The organism is Mesorhizobium sp. P2_F7, assembly GCF_056403695.1.
In genome coordinates, this window is record NZ_JBFUFA010000004.1 from 349,112 (window position 1) to 366,096 (window position 16,985).

At 64.4% G+C, this 16,985-nt stretch carries 18 protein-coding genes; 15 read left to right on the plus strand and 3 right to left on the minus strand.

Annotated elements, in window-relative coordinates; all coding sequences use genetic code 11:
• Positions 1–40: 40 nt before the first annotated feature.
• The 12 genes from AC1DZ8_RS15725 to AC1DZ8_RS15780 all read left to right on the plus strand — a co-directional run bounded on the left by AC1DZ8_RS15725 (position 41) and on the right by AC1DZ8_RS15780 (position 12,006).
• Entirely contained in the window at positions 41–631 is a 591-nt protein-coding gene (locus AC1DZ8_RS15725; protein ID WP_477307510.1) for a hypothetical protein, read from the plus strand.
• A gap of 140 nt (positions 632–771) precedes the next feature.
• A complete protein-coding gene (gene nrdR, locus AC1DZ8_RS15730) occupies positions 772–1,266 on the plus strand; it encodes a transcriptional regulator NrdR (RefSeq protein WP_023669351.1) in 495 nt (164 codons plus the stop codon).
• Positions 1,267–1,268: 2 nt separating this feature from the next.
• Positions 1,269–2,393: a bifunctional diaminohydroxyphosphoribosylaminopyrimidine deaminase/5-amino-6-(5-phosphoribosylamino)uracil reductase RibD gene (gene ribD / locus AC1DZ8_RS15735; protein WP_477307507.1), complete on the plus strand. Its 1,125-nt coding sequence runs from the start codon at positions 1,269–1,271 to the stop codon at positions 2,391–2,393.
• Between the two features lie 12 nt (positions 2,394–2,405).
• The gene (locus tag AC1DZ8_RS15740; protein WP_477307505.1) at positions 2,406–3,023 is read left to right on the plus strand and encodes a riboflavin synthase; all 618 of its coding nucleotides are present in this window, start codon (positions 2,406–2,408) and stop codon (positions 3,021–3,023) included.
• A gap of 95 nt (positions 3,024–3,118) precedes the next feature.
• On the plus strand, positions 3,119–3,613 hold the full coding sequence (gene ribH, locus AC1DZ8_RS15745; protein WP_477307503.1) for a 6,7-dimethyl-8-ribityllumazine synthase: 495 nt from the start codon (positions 3,119–3,121) through the stop codon (positions 3,611–3,613).
• Positions 3,610–4,101: a transcription antitermination factor NusB gene (nusB, locus tag AC1DZ8_RS15750; RefSeq protein ID WP_477307501.1), complete on the plus strand. Its 492-nt coding sequence runs from the start codon at positions 3,610–3,612 to the stop codon at positions 4,099–4,101. The genes ribH and nusB overlap by 4 nt, the downstream gene beginning before the upstream one ends.
• Positions 4,098–5,309, plus strand: a complete 1,212-nt coding sequence (locus AC1DZ8_RS15755; protein ID WP_477401169.1) for an MFS transporter — start codon at positions 4,098–4,100, stop codon at positions 5,307–5,309. The genes nusB and AC1DZ8_RS15755 overlap by 4 nt, the downstream gene beginning before the upstream one ends.
• 163 nt (positions 5,310–5,472) lie before the next feature.
• On the plus strand, positions 5,473–6,384 hold the full coding sequence (osmF, locus tag AC1DZ8_RS15760; RefSeq protein ID WP_477307497.1) for a glycine betaine ABC transporter substrate-binding protein OsmF: 912 nt from the start codon (positions 5,473–5,475) through the stop codon (positions 6,382–6,384).
• Positions 6,385–6,767: 383 nt separating this feature from the next.
• Complete coding sequence (locus AC1DZ8_RS15765; RefSeq protein WP_477301663.1) at positions 6,768–7,931, plus strand: ABC transporter permease; 1,164 nt, start codon at positions 6,768–6,770, stop codon at positions 7,929–7,931.
• On the plus strand, positions 7,928–8,866 hold the full coding sequence (locus AC1DZ8_RS15770) for an ABC transporter ATP-binding protein (protein ID WP_477301662.1): 939 nt from the start codon (positions 7,928–7,930) through the stop codon (positions 8,864–8,866). Before AC1DZ8_RS15765 ends, AC1DZ8_RS15770 begins: the two co-directional genes overlap by 4 nt.
• Positions 8,863–9,615, plus strand: a complete 753-nt coding sequence (locus AC1DZ8_RS15775; protein ID WP_477301661.1) for an ABC transporter permease — start codon at positions 8,863–8,865, stop codon at positions 9,613–9,615. Before AC1DZ8_RS15770 ends, AC1DZ8_RS15775 begins: the two co-directional genes overlap by 4 nt.
• A 249-nt stretch (positions 9,616–9,864) precedes the next feature.
• Positions 9,865–12,006, plus strand: a complete 2,142-nt coding sequence (locus tag AC1DZ8_RS15780) for a sodium-translocating pyrophosphatase (RefSeq protein WP_477301659.1) — start codon at positions 9,865–9,867, stop codon at positions 12,004–12,006.
• A gap of 87 nt (positions 12,007–12,093) precedes the next feature.
• Here the strand turns inward: AC1DZ8_RS15780 and AC1DZ8_RS15785 are convergent, their stop codons facing one another.
• The 3 genes from AC1DZ8_RS15785 to AC1DZ8_RS15795 all read right to left on the minus strand — a co-directional run bounded on the left by AC1DZ8_RS15785 (position 12,094) and on the right by AC1DZ8_RS15795 (position 14,508).
• Complete coding sequence (locus tag AC1DZ8_RS15785) at positions 12,094–13,092, minus strand: glycosyltransferase family 2 protein (RefSeq protein WP_477301657.1); 999 nt, start codon at positions 13,090–13,092, stop codon at positions 12,094–12,096.
• Between the two features lies 1 nt (position 13,093).
• Positions 13,094–13,639, minus strand: a complete 546-nt coding sequence (locus AC1DZ8_RS15790; protein ID WP_477301655.1) for a dTDP-4-dehydrorhamnose 3,5-epimerase family protein — start codon at positions 13,637–13,639, stop codon at positions 13,094–13,096.
• A gap of 353 nt (positions 13,640–13,992) precedes the next feature.
• Positions 13,993–14,508 carry an outer membrane protein assembly factor BamE gene (locus AC1DZ8_RS15795; RefSeq protein ID WP_477301653.1) on the minus strand — a complete coding sequence of 172 codons (516 nt, stop codon included), beginning with the start codon at positions 14,506–14,508 and terminating at the stop codon, positions 13,993–13,995.
• A 115-nt stretch (positions 14,509–14,623) separates the two neighbouring features.
• Here AC1DZ8_RS15795 and AC1DZ8_RS15800 point away from each other — a divergent pair, with 115 nt between their 5' ends.
• From AC1DZ8_RS15800 to plsX, 3 genes are all read left to right on the plus strand, one after another.
• The gene (locus tag AC1DZ8_RS15800; RefSeq protein ID WP_477301651.1) at positions 14,624–15,166 is read left to right on the plus strand and encodes a ubiquinol-cytochrome C chaperone family protein; all 543 of its coding nucleotides are present in this window, start codon (positions 14,624–14,626) and stop codon (positions 15,164–15,166) included.
• Positions 15,167–15,189: 23 nt separating this feature from the next.
• Positions 15,190–15,738: a YceD family protein gene (locus AC1DZ8_RS15805; RefSeq protein WP_477301649.1), complete on the plus strand. Its 549-nt coding sequence runs from the start codon at positions 15,190–15,192 to the stop codon at positions 15,736–15,738.
• Positions 15,739–15,881: 143 nt separating this feature from the next.
• Complete coding sequence (gene plsX / locus AC1DZ8_RS15810) at positions 15,882–16,952, plus strand: phosphate acyltransferase PlsX (RefSeq protein WP_477401173.1); 1,071 nt, start codon at positions 15,882–15,884, stop codon at positions 16,950–16,952.
• Positions 16,953–16,985: the final 33 nt, after the last annotated feature.

The following is a 16,985-nucleotide window of genomic DNA, read 5'->3' on the forward strand; positions in this document are numbered from 1 at the left end:
CGCTCCTGTTCGGGCGGCGTGGCCTACGGGAGATTTGGTGATGCGTATGTACCGTCCTGCCATTCTGGCGCTCTTCGGCTCGCTTGCGGCCTTCACTGTGTCGGGCGCCGTTGCCCAGGAGCAGACGCAGCCGAGCACGGATATTCCGGCCACCACCACCTTTGGCAGGTGGACCACCATCATCGATGCGCTCGACACCGGCCAGGATTCGCACAAGACCTGTGCGGCCTCGACGGCCTTCCTCGATGGCAGCGGCAATGCGGGCACGCTGACGCTTTCGATCTCGACCGGCGATGCTCTGCCGCCCGATGCCTATCCAGCCATCATGTTCTCGGTCGCCAACAAGGACCTGCCGACCGGCAAGAAGATCGCGGCCACCTTCGGCGACCCTGGCGTCAAGGTTTCCGCGACCGTCTATTCCAACGATGCCGTCGGCGGCCGCCCGAGCTGGACGGTCGACAACCAGGCCAAGACCAGCCTCGCTCTGCTGCGCGCCATGCGCCAGGTCATCTCGCTTGACGTGGCGTTCGGCAAGCAAGCTGTCGCCAGCATTCCGATGGATGGCTTCACCAAAGCCTACCGCAACCTTGGAACGTCCTGCGGCTTCTCGACCAAGGACGTCGCGCCCTGATGTATCTGGCGGCGCTGGCAATTTTCCTCGCGCCTCGCTATCTCTGAGGCACGCGAGCGGCTGTTGCCGAGCCTTTGCCCGCCCCGGCAAAAACCTCTAAGCCTCTCGTTCCGCCAGATTCGTCAACCCGAAGGCTCTCTATGCGCTGTCCCTATTGCCAATCCGAAGATACGCAGGTGAAGGATTCGCGCCCCGCCGAGGATGGCGCGGCGATCCGCCGGCGGCGCGTCTGCCCCGATTGCGGTGGCCGCTTCACCACCTTCGAGCGCGTCCAGTTGCGCGACCTCGTGGTGGTGAAGAAGTCCGGCCGCAAAGTGCCGTTCGACCGCGACAAGCTCTTGCGTTCGGTCGAGATCGCGGTGCGCAAGCGCAACGTCGATCCCGAGCGCATCGACCGCGCCGTCACCGGCATCGTTCGCCAACTCGAAAGCTCGGGCGAGACGGAAATCGCCTCGGGCGAAGTCGGGCGTCTGGTGATGGAGGCGCTGAAATCGCTCGACGACGTCGCCTATGTCCGCTTCGCTTCGGTCTATCGCAATTTCCGCGAGGCCAAGGATTTCCATGACGTACTGGGAGAGCTCAAGGGTGACGAGCTCAAGGGCGACGAGCTGAAGAGCGAAGAGGACGCCGGCTGAGCATGGCAGCGCCTGGCAAAGCCGAGCAGGAAGCTCTCGATCGCCGTTTCATGGCGGCAGCACTTCGGCTGTCGCGCCGCAATGCCGGCCGCACCTCGACCAACCCTTCGGTCGGCACCATCATCGTTCGCGATGACGGCGCCGGGCCGATGATCGTCGGCACCGGCGTCACCGCCGTCGGCGGCCGGCCGCATGCCGAGACCGAGGCGCTGGCCGAAGCCGGAGAGCTCGCGCGCGGCGCCACCGCTTATGTCACGCTGGAGCCCTGCGCCCATCATGGCCGCACCCCGCCTTGCGCCAATGCGCTGGTCAATGCCGGTGTGGCTCGCGTCGTGGGCGCCGCCAGCGATCCCGATCCGCGCGTTTCCGGCAAGGGCTACGCCATCCTGCGCGCTGCCGGTATCGAGGTGGTCGAAAGGGTGTTGGCCGCCGAAGCCGCCGAGCAGATGGCCGGCTACCTGATTCGATCCCTGAAAAAGCGCCCGGAAGTGATTCTGAAGCTTGCGCTTTCCAGCGACGGCAAGATCGGCAGGCACGGCGCCGGCCAGGTTACGATCACCGGCGATATTGCACGCCGCGAAGTCTATCTGATGCGGGCCGAGGCCGACGGCATACTGGTCGGCATCGGCACGGCGCTGGAGGACGATCCGGCGCTCACCGTGCGGCTGCCGGGGTTGGAGAACCGCTCGCCGGCGCGCATCGTGCTCGATCGCCAGATCAGGCTGCCGGAAGCCTCGAAGCTGGTCTCCGGCATCGACCGGGTGCCGCTTTACGTCGCCGCTTGCCTGGAGGCCGACCCGCTGCGCCGCTCGGTGCTGGAGCGCGCCGGCGTGCGCTTCATCGGCACCGAAACCCATGAGGGCGGCGTCGCCCTGCCGGAACTGCTTGAGGATCTCGGCGCTCTCGGCATGGCCAGCGTCCTGGTCGAAGGCGGTGCCAAGGTGGCCAGCGCCTTCCTTGCCGAGGCGTTGGTCGACCGCATCGTGCTGTTCCAGGGGCCGGAAGCGATCGGCGAGGACGGCATTGCATCGCCTATCGACGCCAACCATATCCCGGCAGGCTTCCGCAAATTGCGCGACATGCGCTTCGGCGAAGACGGATACGCCGAATGGATCAGAGACCTCTAGGGATCAGCATCGATGTTTACCGGAATTGTCACCGATATCGGCACCGTCGCTTCTATCAAGCCGCTGAGCGAAGGCGTCGGCCTGCGCATCGATACCGCCTATGACCCCGCGACCATCGCCATCGGCGCCTCGATCTCCTGCGGCGGTGTCTGCCTGACGGTCACGGCGCTACCGGACGGCGGCTCCAACGCCCGCTGGTTCGAGGTCGAGGCCTGGGAAGAGGCCTTGCGCCTGACGACGGCGTCAGGCTGGAAGTCAGGTACCAAGGTCAATCTCGAGCGGGCGCTGAAGATCGGCGACGAGCTCGGCGGGCACATCGTGTCCGGCCATGTCGATGGCATGGCCGAAATCGTAGAACGCAAGGACGAAGGCGATGCCGTGCGCTTCACTTTGGAGGCGCCGCGTCATCTGGCCAAGTTCATCGCGCCAAAAGGCTCCGTCGCGCTCGACGGTACCTCGCTCACCGTCAACAACGTCGAGGGCACCCGCTTCGACGTGCTGTTGATCCACCATTCGCTAACCGTCACCACCTGGGGCGAGCGCAAGGTCGGCGACAAGGTCAACCTCGAGATCGACACCATGGCCCGTTACGCGGCACGATTGGCGGAGGCGGCGAAAGAGGGGCTTTGAGCCACCCGGGGAAATTAGACCGGGCCTGAGCGTCGGACAAAGCTTGCGAATGCGGCCGCTTCGGCCTAAGTCACCGGCTACCCCCGGAGACATTCATGGCTGGCACATCCCAACACGGCAAAGCGTTCATCCGCCCGAAGAAGAAGGCCCATCTTCTGATCATCGAGGCGCGTTTCCACGACGACCTTGCCGACGCGCTGCTCGACGGCGCGACGAGCGCGCTCGACGAGGCCGGCGCGACCTATGACGTCGTCACCGTTCCCGGTTCCCTGGAAATTCCGGCCGTGATCACTTTTGCGCTCGACGGCATGGGCGAAGGCGGCAAGGACTATGACGGTTTTGTCGCGCTCGGCGCCATCATCCGCGGCGACACCTATCACTTCGATATCGTCGCCAATGAATCGAGCCGTGCGCTGATGGACCTTTCGGTGCAGGAGGCGATCGCGATCGGCAACGGCATCCTGACCACAGAGAATGACGCCCAGGCCTGGACGCGCGCCAAGCGCTCGGAAGGCGACAAGGGCGGCTTTGCCGCGCGCGCGGCTCTCACCATGATTGCGCTCAAAGAGAAACTGGGAGCGCAATCGTGAGCGAACCCGCTTCGCCCGGTCCGCGCCACGCCAACAAGCGTGGTGCTGCCCGTCTGGCCGCCGTGCAGGCGCTCTACCAGATGGACGTGGCCGGCAGCGGCGTCTTCGAGATCACGGCGGAATACGAGGCGTTCCGGCTCGGCAAGGAAGTCGACGGCGCGCTTTATCGCGAGGCCGACGCGCAATGGTTTCGCGCCATCCTGACCGGCGTCGTCGAGAACCAGAAGACCATCGATCCGGTCATCCGCCAGGCGTTGACCGAGGACTGGCCGCTGTCCAGGCTGGATTCGACATTGCGCGCCATCCTGCGCGCCGGCGTCTATGAACTGATGAAGCGCGACGATGTGCCGGTGGCCGTTATCGTTTCGGAATATGTCGACATCGCCAAGGCTTTTTACGAGGACGAGGAGCCGAAGCTGACCAACGCCGTGCTCGATCGCGTGTCGCGCCGCGTGCGCGGCGAGGGGCGCGGCAAGGACGCGTCGTGACCGATACCGGCGCGGCAAGGGAAGCGCGCCGCACGGCGATCATCCTGGCGGCCTCGCAGGCGATCATCGGCTCTGCCGCGCCGATCGCCATATCCATGGGCGGGTTGGCCGGGCAATATTTGCTCGGCCCCGACAAATCATTGGCCACCGCACCCATCACCGGCTTCAACATCGGCGTGGCGCTCGGCGCGCTGCCGGCTGCCGCCATCATCCGCTGGCTCGGCCAGCGCGGCGGCTTCATGACCGGCACCATCGTCACCGCGCTTGGCGGCGTCATCTCGACGCTGGCGCTGTATCAAGCAAGCTTCTGGCTGTTCGCTTTCGCTCTGCTGGTGATCGGCGTCGGTGGCGCCTTCGTCCAGCAGTTCCGCTTCGCCGCTGCCGACAATGCGCCGCCCGCATTCAAGGCGCGCGCCATTTCCTTCGTGCTGGCCGGCGGCATCATCACCGCCATACTCGGGCCGCAGATCGTCATCTTCACCCGCGAATTGCTGGCGCCGGTGATGTTTGCCGGGTCGTTCGCGGCCATTCCCGTCCTGGCTGCCGTCGGGGCGGCCATTCTCTGGATGCTGCGCATCCCGGCCAAGGCTCCCGGCCATTCGGATGTGGCGTCCAGCGACGCGCGCCCGCTCGCCGATATCGTCACCCGGCCGCGTTTCGTCGCGGCGCTGTTTTGTGCCGTCGGCAGCTATGCGCTGATGAGCTTCGTCATGACCGGCGCGCCGCTGGCCATGGTCGGCTGCGGCCTGTCGACGGACGACGCCACGCTAGGCATTTCCTGGCATGTGATGGCGATGTTTGCGCCGAGCTTTTTCACCGGATCGCTGATCCATCGCTTCGGCGCCGAACGCATCGTCGCCGGCGGCCTGGTGCTGCTCATCGGCTGCGCCGCGGTGGCGTTGTCTGGCCTGCATCTGTGGCAGTTCTGGACCTCGCTGATCCTGCTTGGCCTGGGCTGGAATTTTGCCTTCATCGGCGCCACCGCCATGGTCGCCGACAGCTACCTTCCGTCCGAAAAGAGCAAGGTGCAGGGCTTCCACGATTTCGTCCTGTTCGGCTCCGTCGCCTTCGCCTCGCTGATGTCGGGCGCCATCTACAATGCCTGGGGCTGGGAGATGCTGAACTGGCTGGTCTTCCCGGTCGTCGCCCTCTGCTTCGTCGCGCTTGGCGCGCTCAAGCTGACTGGATTACGCAAAGCCAGCGCCTGATCCCTGACACCGCCTGTCAACATGGGGCCGGCCGAAATCGTGGCGACGGCACAAAATTATTGCGTCTGTGCCACTTGTTATGAAACCGTGTGCCCCGACGGGGCGTTGAAGCCATGCTCATATGCGGCCGCCGCATTCCGGTTCAAAGCAAGAGGTTTTCATAATGTTTTCAGTCAAGGTTCTGGCCAGCGCGGCATTGGCGCTCGGCATCACCGCGGCTACCGCCAATGCCCAGGTCGTCGTCTCCTCGAAGATCGACACCGAGGGCGGCGTGCTCGGCAACATCATCCAGCTTGTGCTGAACGCCAACAACATCAAGACCACCGACCGCATCCAACTGGGCGGCACGCCGGTGGTGCGCAAGGCGATCACCGCCGGCGAGATCGACATCTATCCCGAATACACCGGCAATGCCGCCTTCTTCTTCGAGAAGGCCGACGATCCGGTCTGGAAGGATGCCGCCAAAGCCTATGAGACCGCCAAGAAGCTCGACTACGACGCCAACAAGATCGTCTGGCTGTCGCCGTCGCCGGCCAACAACACCTGGGCGATCGCGCTGCGCAAGGAAGTTGCCGAGACCAACAAGCTGGCGACGCTCTCCGACTTCGGCAAATACGTTGCCGGCGGCGGCACGGTGGTTTTGGCCGCCTCCGCCGAGTTCGTCAATTCAGCGGCCGCCCTGCCGGCCTTCCAGACCACCTACGGCTTCGCGCTGAAGCCTGACCAGTTGATCACGCTCTCGGGCGGCGACACCGCGGCGACCATCGGCGCGGCCGCCAACCAGACCAACGGCGCCAACGCCGCCATGGTCTACGGCACCGATGGCGGCATTGCGCCGTCCGGCCTCGTCGTGCTTGACGACGACAAAGGCGTGCAGCCGGTCTACCAGCCGGCGCCGATTATCCGTGAAGCCGTGCTCAAGGAGCATCCCGAGATCGAGACGCTGCTGAAGCCGGTCTTCGCCAAGCTCGACCTCGTCACGCTGCAGGACCTCAACGGCCGCGTCCAGGTCGGCGGCGAACCGGTCAAGGGTGTGGCTGAGGACTTTCTGAAGAAGAACGGGTTTTTGAAGTAGTCAGCGCACCGAAAGGTGACGTTGGTGCCAAGCACCCCCCTCTGTCCTGCCGGACATCTCCCCCTCAAGGGGGGAGATTGGCAGTTGCTGCGTCCCACTTCTTTCTGCACCGCTGGAGATTGGCGAAAGCCGACGCGAAATCTGATCTCCCCCCTTGAGGGCAGGGGAATCGCATATGCGGAACAAAGATGGAATCTCGCGACGTTTGTTCTCGACGCGATTCCGATTTGTTCGCCGTTCGATTCCTCGAAAGAGTCCATATGCGATTGCCCTGCCCTTGAGGGGGAGATGGCCGGCAGGCCAGAGGGGGGTGCCTCGCGCGGATCTTTCCGTTCTGCAACGCAATCCTGCTCGGGGCACGCCGCTCTGCACGGTCTCGCGCCATGACCCTCCGTTTCGACAAGCTCGGCGTCGTCATCGCGGCGATCGTTGCCTATGCCGCGTTCTTCGCTTCCTTCGCCACTTTTCGCGCCAACCGCATCGTGCCGGGCGAGGCGCGCTCGATCCTGGAGGCGCTGCCCGCGACTGTCGGGCCGTTGCTGCTGGCGATTGTCGTCGTGGCCGCCATTGTTGCGTTGCTGAAAACGCCGCTTGTCCTGCGCCTGGCGGCAAGCGTCGTAGCACTCGCCGCCCTTGCCATTTTGATCGGCGTTGCCGGCACCTTCCTGACGCCCGCCGGCAACACCTTCGCTCGCATCTCACCGGCCTCCGGCTTCTGGCTGCTGATCTTCGCCTTCACGCTGCTGCTCGCCGATGTGCTGACCAGGCTGAACCTGTCGCCTCTGGCTCGCGTTGGCGTGCTTGTCGTTGCGGCCATCGCAATCGGCCTGCTGTTGGTCTCCGGGCAATGGAACAGCCTGTCGATCCTCAAGGAATATGCCAACCGCGCCGACAGTTTCTGGGCCGAAGGCTCCAAGCACATCACGCTGGCGCTGGGTTCGCTGGCGGCCGCCGTGATCGTCGGCCTGCCGCTCGGCATCCTGTGCCATCGCGTCGAGCGCTTGCGCGCCGGCGTGCTCAATGTGCTCAACATCGTCCAGACCATTCCCTCGATCGCGCTGTTCGGCCTGCTGATCGCGCCGCTCGGCTGGGTCGCGGCCCACGTCCCGGGCGCTGCAGCGCTCGGTATCAGAGGCATCGGCACCGCACCCGCCTTCGTCGCGCTGTTCCTCTATTCGCTGCTGCCGGTGGTGGCCAACACCGTGGTCGGGCTTGCCGGTGTACCGCGGGCGGCCAATGATGCCGCGCGCGGCATGGGCATGACCGATCGCCAGCGCCTGTTTGGTGTCGAGTTTCCGTTGGCCTTTCCGGTCATCCTGACCGGCATCCGCATCGTGCTGGTCCAGAACATCGGCCTCGCCACCATCGCGGCACTCATCGGCGGTGGCGGTTTCGGCGTGTTCGTATTCCAGGGCGTCGGCCAAACGGCGATGGACCTGGTGCTGCTCGGCGCCGTGCCGACGGTGGCCCTGGCCTTCGCCGCCGCCATCATTCTTGACGCCATCATCGAAATGACCGCCACCAAGCGCAGGGTTGAAACGGCATGATCGAGATCGAAGGCATTACCAAGCGCTACGACCAGACCACCGTGGTCGACGACGTCTCGATGGTCATCGAGCCGCACACGGTCTGCGTCATCGTCGGCACCTCCGGGTCGGGCAAAACGACACTGCTCAGAATGATCAACCGGCTGGTCGAGCCGACCGCAGGTGTGATCAAGCTCGACGGCAACGACAACCGCTCGCTGCCCGGCTACGAGCTGCGCCGCCGCATCGGCTACGCCATCCAGGGCCACGGCCTGTTCCCGCACCGCACGGTGGCGCAGAACATCGCCACCGTGCCGGTGCTGCTCGGCTGGGACAGCGCGCGCATCAAGTCCCGTGTCGCCGAGCTGATGACGCTCTACCAGCTTGACCCCGAGGCGTACGGACCGCGCTACCCGCACGAATTGTCCGGCGGTCAGCAGCAGCGCGTCGGCGTCGCCCGCGCGCTCGCCGCCGAGCCCAACGTGCTTCTGATGGACGAGCCGTTCGGCGCGCTCGACCCGATCATCCGCACCAAGGCCCAGGAGGATCTGCTGGCGATCCAGAAGCGCTTCGGCACCACCATCATCCTCGTCACCCATGACATGGAGGAGGCGGTGCATATGGGCGACAAGATCGCCGTCATGGATGCCGGAAAGCTGGTGCAATACGCCAAGCCGGAAGAAATCCTGGCGCGGCCGGCTAGCGCCTTCGTCGAAACCCTGGTCGGCGCCAGCGAAAAGCCGTTCCGGCTGCTCTCGCTCGGCCGTGTGCGTGATGCCGTGGAGAAGGGCACCGCCGAAGGCGAGGCGATCCCCGGCGAGGCCAGCCAGCGCGACGCTCTGGCCGAGCTCCTGTGGTCAGGCCGGCCGGCACTGCCGGTCAAGGGCGAAGACGGCAAGCCGCTCGGTCGCGTCACCGTCGACGGGCTGGTCAAGCGCGCGGCGAGGCCGGCATGAAAGCCTGGCTGCCATCGCTGCTCAGGCTAGCCCTGGTGGTGCTGCTTGTTGCCTTCGTCACCAATCCCGGCTGGTTCGAGCCGCTGTTGAAGCCGCTGACCGAAAACAACGCGCCGGCGATCTACAATCAGGGCAGCCTGCTAACGCTGACGCTGCTGCATTTGCGCACCGTGCTGATCGCCACCGTCGCCGCCACCATCGTCGCCGTCTCCCTCGCCATCCTCGTCACCCGGCCGGCCGGCGCCGAATTCCTGCCGCTGTCGCGCAGCCTGGTCAACATCGGCCAGACCTTTCCGCCGGTTGCGGTGCTGGCGCTGGCGGTGCCCGCTGTCGGTTTCGGCGAGAAGCCGACGCTGATTGCGCTGTTCCTGTACGGCCTGTTGCCGATCTTCGAAAACGCGCTGACGGGTCTGACGACGCTGCCGGGCAATATCATGGAGGCCGCGCGTGGCGCCGGCATGACCGGCTGGCAGAGGCTGATCAAGGTCGAACTGCCGCTCAGCGCGCCGATCATTCTGGGCGGCATCAGGCTGTCGGTGGTGATCAGCCTGGCCACCGCAACGATCGGTTCGACGGTTGCCGCCAAGACGCTGGGCGAGGTGATCATCGCCGGCCTTTTGTCGAACAATCTCGCTTTCGTCCTGCAAGGCGGTCTGATCGTCGCTGCTATTGCAGTGCTGATCTACGACGGCCTGTCGGCGATCGAACGCTACACCGCGCGCCGCATGGGGCAGGAGACTGGCGACTGAATGCGGGCAAGGATTGACTCACGCAACGTCATTTCAATCGATCTAATAGCAGGGCGGCAGCGACCGGACTGTTCTGGCCTAAACCTTTTGGCTGAAAGCCGGGCAAAAACCGAACAATATCTTGACGTTCCGAGCCCTGTTTCGCATACACCGCTGCGAAGGACGGATTCCGCCTAGGCTTTATCCGCTCCCCGCACCAACGGCCCAGGGAGGGGTTCTTTTGGGCCACCAATCGAGGAAAATTCGGCAATGACCATCCTATACGCCGTCATCGCCTGCGGCTTGCTATCAATCCTTTACGCCATCTGGGCGACACGATCGGTTCTTGCAGCCGATCAGGGCAATGCACGCATGCAGGAAATCTCCGCCGCCATCCGCGAGGGCGCGCAAGCCTATCTGGCGCGCCAGTACACCACCATCGCCATGGTCGGCGTGGTCGTGCTCATTCTCGCCTGGTGGCTGCTTTCGATCACCGCAGCGGTCGGCTTCCTGATCGGCGCCGTGCTTTCGGGCGCCGCCGGCTTCATCGGCATGCATGTCTCGGTTCGCGCCAATGTGCGCACCGCGCAGGCTGCGTCCAACAGCCTTGCCGCCGGCCTCGACATCGCCTTCAAGTCGGGCGCCATCACCGGCATGCTGGTGGCGGGCCTGGCACTGCTCGGTGTCTCGATCTACTACCTGATCCTGACCGGCCCGATGGGCCTGCAGCCCAATGACCGCATCGTCATCGACTCGCTGGTCTCGCTCGGCTTCGGCGCTTCGCTGATCTCGATCTTCGCCCGTCTCGGCGGCGGCATCTTCACCAAGGGCGCCGACGTCGGCGGCGATCTCGTCGGCAAGGTCGAAGCCGGCATTCCCGAAGACGATCCGCGCAACCCGGCCACCATTGCCGACAATGTCGGCGACAATGTCGGCGACTGCGCCGGCATGGCCGCCGACCTGTTCGAAACCTACGCGGTGACCGTTGTCGCCACCATGGTTCTCGGCGCCATCTTCTTCGGCGGCACCGCCGTCCTGGGCGCTGCGATGCTCTATCCCCTGGCCATCTGCGGCGCCTGCATCCTGACCTCGATCGTCGGCACCTTCTTCGTCAAGCTCGGTTCCAACGGCTCGATCATGGGCGCGCTCTACAAGGGCCTGATCGTCACCGGCCTGCTGTCGATCGCCGGCCTCGCCGTCGCCACTTCGGTATGCCTCGGCTGGGGTGAAATCGGCACCGTTGCCGGCATGGCCATCACCGGCAAGAATCTGTTCATCTGCGGCCTGATCGGCCTCCTGGTGACCGGCCTCATCGTGGTGATCACCGAATACTACACCGGCACCAACAAGCGCCCGGTGAACTCGATTGCCCAGGCCTCCGTGACCGGCCACGGCACCAACGTCATCCAGGGCCTCGCGGTGTCGCTGGAATCGACCGCACTGCCGGCCATCGTCATCGTCGGCGGCATCATCTCGACCTACCAGCTTGCCGGCCTCTATGGCACCGCGATCGCGGTCACCACCATGCTCGGCCTGGCCGGCATGATCGTCGCGCTCGACGCCTTCGGCCCGGTCACCGACAATGCCGGCGGCATTGCCGAAATGGCCGGCCTGCCCAAGGAAGTGCGCCACTCCACCGACGCGCTCGACGCGGTCGGCAACACCACCAAGGCGGTGACCAAGGGCTATGCCATCGGCTCCGCCGGCCTCGGCGCGCTGGTGCTGTTTGCCGCCTATTCGAACGATTTGAAGTTCTTTGCCGCCAATGGCGACAAATATCCCTACTTCCAGGGCATGGGCGACATCTCCTTCGATCTCTCCAACCCTTACGTCGTCGCCGGCCTGATCTTCGGCGGCCTCATCCCGTACCTGTTCGGCGGCATCGCCATGACGGCCGTCGGCCGCGCGGCGGGCGCCATCGTCGAGGAAGTGCGCAAGCAGTTCCGCGAGGACCCGGGCATTATGGCCGGCACCTCCAAGCCGAACTATGCGCGCGCCGTCGACCTTCTGACCAAGGCGGCGATCCGGGAAATGATCATTCCCTCGCTGCTGCCGGTGCTGGCGCCGCTCGTCGTCTATTTCGGCGTGCTGCTCATCTCTGGCTCGAAGGCGTCCGCCTTTGCAGCGCTTGGCGCCTCGCTGCTTGGCGTCATCGTCAACGGCCTGTTCGTCGCCATCTCGATGACCTCGGGCGGCGGCGCCTGGGACAACGCGAAAAAATCGTTCGAGGACGGTTTTGTCGACAAGGACGGCGTCAAGCACCTTAAGGGCTCCGAAGCCCACAAGGCTTCGGTCACCGGCGACACCGTCGGCGATCCCTACAAGGACACGGCCGGTCCGGCGGTCAACCCGGCGATCAAGATCACCAACATCGTCGCGCTTCTGCTGCTGGCCGTGCTCGCGCACGGCTGAGGCAAAACCACTGCTTCAGGAAAAACCCGCGGGAGCGATCCCGCGGGTTTTTGTTTGAGAGTGCTGGACGGAGGCTGGAAAGCCTTCCTAGTTCTCATCCGGCTCGGCGCCGGCATCGCCGCGCTTGCGGTAGCGATCGAGCAATTCGCTTACGCCAGGCTCGCGCTCAGGCATCGGCGCCAGGCCACGCAGGTGCCGCAGCTGGGCAACGAAGGCGCCTTGCTTGTGCTTGCGGCGGAAGGCGCGGGCGCGGGGATGGATGCCAAGAGCCGCCATCAGCCTGCGCCTGAAATAGCTCGACGCCGCCAGCTGAATGGGTTCTCGCGCGTGGCCAAGGATGTTCACGCGCAAGGCGTCCGGCGCCTGCATGGCGTCCAGAAGGTCCTTCTGTTCCTGCGCATTGTCGTCGAGATAGGAACCTTGGCGGATGCCGGAATGCAGCTTGATTACGGTGAGGTGCGGCATCGTCGCGATCACCGCGCCCTTTCGCCATGCCTGAAACAGCCAGTCCTGCGAACTTTCGCAAAAGCACTGGCTGGCCGGTCGCCAAGGCCCTGTGATGCCTAGCGAGGTCCGGCGCACCATCTGCGCCGAGCCAAATGCTTCCGTCGTGACGGGATCGTAAAAGCCGTCTTTGCCGAATCCGAAGATCGAATTGACGGGATCGCCGGCCGCCGATGCCGGCCGAATGACGGCGCCGCGCGCCAGCACCACGTCGGCGCCCGTCGCGTCGATCCAGCCGGTCATCGCCGCCAGATGGTCGGGAAACCACAGATCGTCATGGTTGAGCAAAGCGACGAAGCGGCCACGCGCCCTGGCAAAGCCGATATTGTTGGGTCCCGACTGTTCGCCGAAATTGACGGGGAGATCGATATAGACGATGCGGGCATCGCGAAATTCAGCGACGACGGCGGCCGTATCCGGCTTGCAGCCATCGCCGATGACCAGGGCTTCCCAGTCCTGCAGCGTCTGGCGCATGACGCTGGTCAGCGCCTGCCGCAGTGCTGCCGGCCGGTTGTGCGTCGCGATCACGACCGAGACCAGCGGTTCGCCGCCGGCCTGATCGCGCTGCCCGGATGCTTCCACGCTACACCAGTTTGTAGGGGATGTGGTCGGTGTCCGGCGGCAGGCGCCAGTGATCAGGCTGATCGTAGGCATAGGCCCTGTCGACGAGATTGAGCAGCACCGCCGTTTCCGCTCCAAGCGAAACAACGCCATGCCATATGCCGGGCGGAATGATGACCACCGCCGGGCGCAACGGGCCAAGGATCTTGTGCCAGACGGCGCCGAAGGTCGGCGAGGCCTTGCGCCCATCGAAAAGCGAAATGCGAACGCTGCCGACGCAGCAGAACAGCCGGTCGATGGTCTCTGCATGGGCATGCCAGCCTGTCACCGCGCCGGGATACAAGGTGCGTTGGAAGACCTGGCCGACCGGTTCGGAATCGAGTTCCCATTCCTCGCGGAAAATCTCGGTCAGATAGCCGGTGGAGGTTGCGACCGGCCTGATCTCCTTGACCCGCACGCCATCGATCGCCACCGGCTCGATGGGCATCCAGTCCGGCGTGACCACCTGGCCGTCGGCCGTTCCAGTCGCCATCCAGCCGGTCGGTTTTGTCCGGTTTTTGTCCTGCACGGGTGCTCCCCCAATTCAGCGTGATGCTGCCATTGGCCAGCACGGTCTGATACGAATTTGCCCGGTCGCTGGCAAGTATGCGTCCAGGTTTGCAGATCGTTTCGACCTCGCTGCACTTGATGCCTCCGACTGTATCGCAGGGCCGTATTGCCCAAAACATCGTTCCGTCTTGCCCAAGCAACCACGCCTTTCGCCGGCATTTCGGCATGACGCCGTCGGAGCGCGGCGGGCGAGACGGCCTTGTGACCTCAAAACAAAAACCCGCAGGATCGCTCCCGCGGGCATTTGGTCGCCTGAGATGGTGTTGCTTCGAGGGAAGCAAAAGTGAAAAATCTTGAGGAAGCGGCCGCTTCTTAGACGCCGCCACCACCGGGGATGCCGGGCGCCAGCTTGCTGGCGCCGTTGATGATCTGGCTGAGGAAGTTCTGGTCCTTGCCGCCGGTCGGCGTGGTGCGCGAGATGAAGTCGAAGATCTTGCCGTCCTTCAGGCCGTAATTGGCGATCTGGGTAACGCGCCCGTCCTCGCCGAAATAGACCGCCAGCACTTTCTGGTCGACCAGGCGCGGCTTGTCAAAGGCGACATAGCGCTTGCGCGTCTGCGAGATGTAATAGAAGGCCTCGTTGTCGAAGGTCGCCGTCGTCGACGGCGTGCCGAGCGCCAGAAGCACCTGTTCGCGGCTGGAGCCCACCGGCACCGAGTCGACCGCCTGCTGGTCGATGACATAGCCCTGCGTCAGCGTCTCGCTCGGGCTGAGGTCGCCGAACATCTTGGACGAATTGCAGCCTGACAGCGCGGAAGCCACCAACACCAGCGAAACCGCCGCGGTAGCCCCGGGCAGCAAAGTCGACTTGAATTTCAGCGCGCGCAACAACAACTCCATTAGCTGACCGCAACTTGCGCTGGGCGGCAAAACCGGTAAACCAGCTTGCTTGCCGATGCAACAAGGCCAATTCAAACAAACGGTCCCCAGGAGACCACCCTCAATGTTCCAGCGCCTTTTTGGCCGCGAACGCAACGCCAACCGCGCTATCACCGAGGCGCTTTACGCACAAATCGTGGCGGCGGCGCGGCAGACTGTGTTTTATTCCGACTGGAATGTACCGGACACGCCACTCGGCCGTTTCGAGATGCTGTCGCTGCACATGTTCCTGTTTCAGCACCGGCTGCGCGGCGAAGAGGGCGTTGCGCAAGAGGTCGCGCAGGTGCTGATCGACGAGTTCTTTCTCGATGTCGAGCATTCACTGCGGGAGCTGGGTGTTGGCGATGTCGGCGTTCCGAAACGCATGAAGAAGCTGGCGAAAATGTTCTACGGCCGCACCGCCGCCTACGACGACGCGCTGGAACGCGGTGACGGCGATGCGCTGGCTACCGCCCTGGCGCGCAATGTCAGGCCCGACGCCGGTGCCTGGCCGCAGGCCCTGCCGCTGGCGTCCTATGTGATCGATGCCGCGAGGCAGCTTGAGGCGCAGCTGTCCGAATCGATCCTCTCCGGCACGGTGGCGTTTCCCGTCGCCAGGGCGCAATGAAGGAAATCAAGAGGGAGGCCGAGATGAAACATGCGGACACGCCGAGCCCGGTGTCATTCAAGGCCAACGTCGGTCGCCTGCCGCAAAAAGGCCTGCCGGTGGTGATCGACGCCGACGCCGCGCAGCGCGCCGCCCTTGCTGCGGAGCACGAGCTGCTCTCGGTCGAAAACTACCGCGCCGAACTGCTGGTGGCGCCGTGGAAGCGCAACGGCGTCAAGGTCAGTGGCCGCGTCGAGGCTGATATCACCCAGGCCTGTATCGTCACCCTTGAGCCGGTCGTGGCCCATATTGACGAGGAGGTCGAGGCGCTGTTCCTGCCGGAACAGTCCAAGCTTGGACGACAAGGTTTCGAAGGCGGCGGCGAAATCCTGCTCGATGCCGACGGGCCGGACGGCCCGGAAACCTTTTCCGGCGACGCGATTGATGTCGGGGCGCTCGCCGAACAGTTCTTCGGGCTGGCGATCGATCCCTACCCACGCAAGTCCGGCGCCTCGCTCGAGGCCGCCGGTCCGGATGAGCCCGTCGAGAACGAATTCCAGCAAAAGCTGCGATCCTTGCTTAGAAAATCCTAAAACACGATGCGATCGGAGAAAAGTCGGTTGTGCGGCAGCCCAAAACCGCTATTTTCGCCGAACCTTCGCGAGCCCCCTTATTTCGCGAGTTTCGTATTTCGCGGGCCATGTGCCCTGGCCCAAGCTAGTGAGATAAAGACCGCGTGATCAGGATTTCCATCGATGCCATGGGTGGCGATCACGGGCCAAACGTGGTCATCCCGGCACTTATGACGGTCGCTGTCAGGCGTCCCGACATCCGCTTCATCATCTATGGCCGCGAAGAGGTGGTGCGCCCCGAGCTCGCCAAATTCCCCAAACTGGCCGAGGTCAGCGAGTTCCACCATTGCGAGATCGCGGTCAGGATGGACGACAAGCCGAGCCAGGCACTGCGCCATGGCCGCTGGAAGTCGTCGATGTGGAAGGCGGTCGAAGCGGTCAAATCAGGCACCGCGCAAGCCTGCATTTCGGCCGGCAATACCGGCGCGCTGATGGCGATGTCGAAATTCTGCCTGCGCACCATGGCCACCATCGACCGCCCGGCGATCGCGGCGATCTGGCCGACGCTGCGCGGCGAGAGCGTGGTGCTGGACGTCGGCGCCACAATCGGCGCCGATGCGCACCAGCTGATCGATTTCGCCATTCTCGGCACCGGCATGGCGCGTTCGGTGTTCGGCATCGACCGGCCGAAAGTCGGCCTGCTCAATGTCGGCGTCGAGGAGATCAAGGGCCAGGAAGAGGTCAAGGAAGCCGGGCGCATGCTGCGCGAGGCCAATATGGCTTCGATGAATTATCACGGCTTCGTCGAGGGTGACGACATCGGCAAGGGCACGGTCGATGTGGTGGTCACCGAAGGATTTGCCGGCAACATCGCGCTGAAGACGGCGGAAGGCACGGTGCGCCAGATCTCAGGCTATCTGCGCGCCGCCATGAGCCGCACGCTGATGGCCAGGATCGGCTATGTCTTCGCCAAGGGCGCCTTTGACCGCTTGCGCGAAAAGCTCGATCCGGGCCGCTCCAATGGCGGTGTCTTCCTGGGTCTGAACGGCATCGTTGTGAAAAGCCATGGCGGCGCCGATTCGGATGGTTTTGCGGCAGCGATCGAGCTTGGCTACGATATGGTGCGCAACAATCTGATCGACCGCATCGAGGCCGATCTCGATCTGTTTCATGCGCGCAATCCGCATGCCCAGGCAAACAGGAAAGCCGACGCCGCCGTCGACGCAAAGGACTAGGAAAGACACTTTGATCAGATCAGTCGTGGGGGG

Bases quoted from the DNA above. Each gene is read 5' to 3' on its own strand.
- AC1DZ8_RS15725 (WP_477307510.1), top strand. From the start codon at position 41: ATGCGTATGTACCGTCCTGCCATTCTGGCGCTCTTCGGCTCGCTTGCG.
- nrdR (WP_023669351.1), top strand. From the start codon at position 772: ATGCGCTGTCCCTATTGCCAATCCGAAGATACGCAGGTGAAGGATTCG.
- ribD (WP_477307507.1), top strand. From the start codon at position 1,269: ATGGCAGCGCCTGGCAAAGCCGAGCAGGAAGCTCTCGATCGCCGTTTC.
- AC1DZ8_RS15740 (WP_477307505.1), top strand. From the start codon at position 2,406: ATGTTTACCGGAATTGTCACCGATATCGGCACCGTCGCTTCTATCAAG.
- ribH (WP_477307503.1), top strand. From the start codon at position 3,119: ATGGCTGGCACATCCCAACACGGCAAAGCGTTCATCCGCCCGAAGAAG.
- osmF (WP_477307497.1), top strand. From the start codon at position 5,473: ATGTTTTCAGTCAAGGTTCTGGCCAGCGCGGCATTGGCGCTCGGCATC.
- AC1DZ8_RS15765 (WP_477301663.1), top strand. From the start codon at position 6,768: ATGACCCTCCGTTTCGACAAGCTCGGCGTCGTCATCGCGGCGATCGTT.
- AC1DZ8_RS15770 (WP_477301662.1), top strand. From the start codon at position 7,928: ATGATCGAGATCGAAGGCATTACCAAGCGCTACGACCAGACCACCGTG.
- AC1DZ8_RS15775 (WP_477301661.1), top strand. From the start codon at position 8,863: ATGAAAGCCTGGCTGCCATCGCTGCTCAGGCTAGCCCTGGTGGTGCTG.
- AC1DZ8_RS15780 (WP_477301659.1), top strand. From the start codon at position 9,865: ATGACCATCCTATACGCCGTCATCGCCTGCGGCTTGCTATCAATCCTT.
- AC1DZ8_RS15800 (WP_477301651.1), top strand. From the start codon at position 14,624: ATGTTCCAGCGCCTTTTTGGCCGCGAACGCAACGCCAACCGCGCTATC.
- AC1DZ8_RS15805 (WP_477301649.1), top strand. From the start codon at position 15,190: ATGAAACATGCGGACACGCCGAGCCCGGTGTCATTCAAGGCCAACGTC.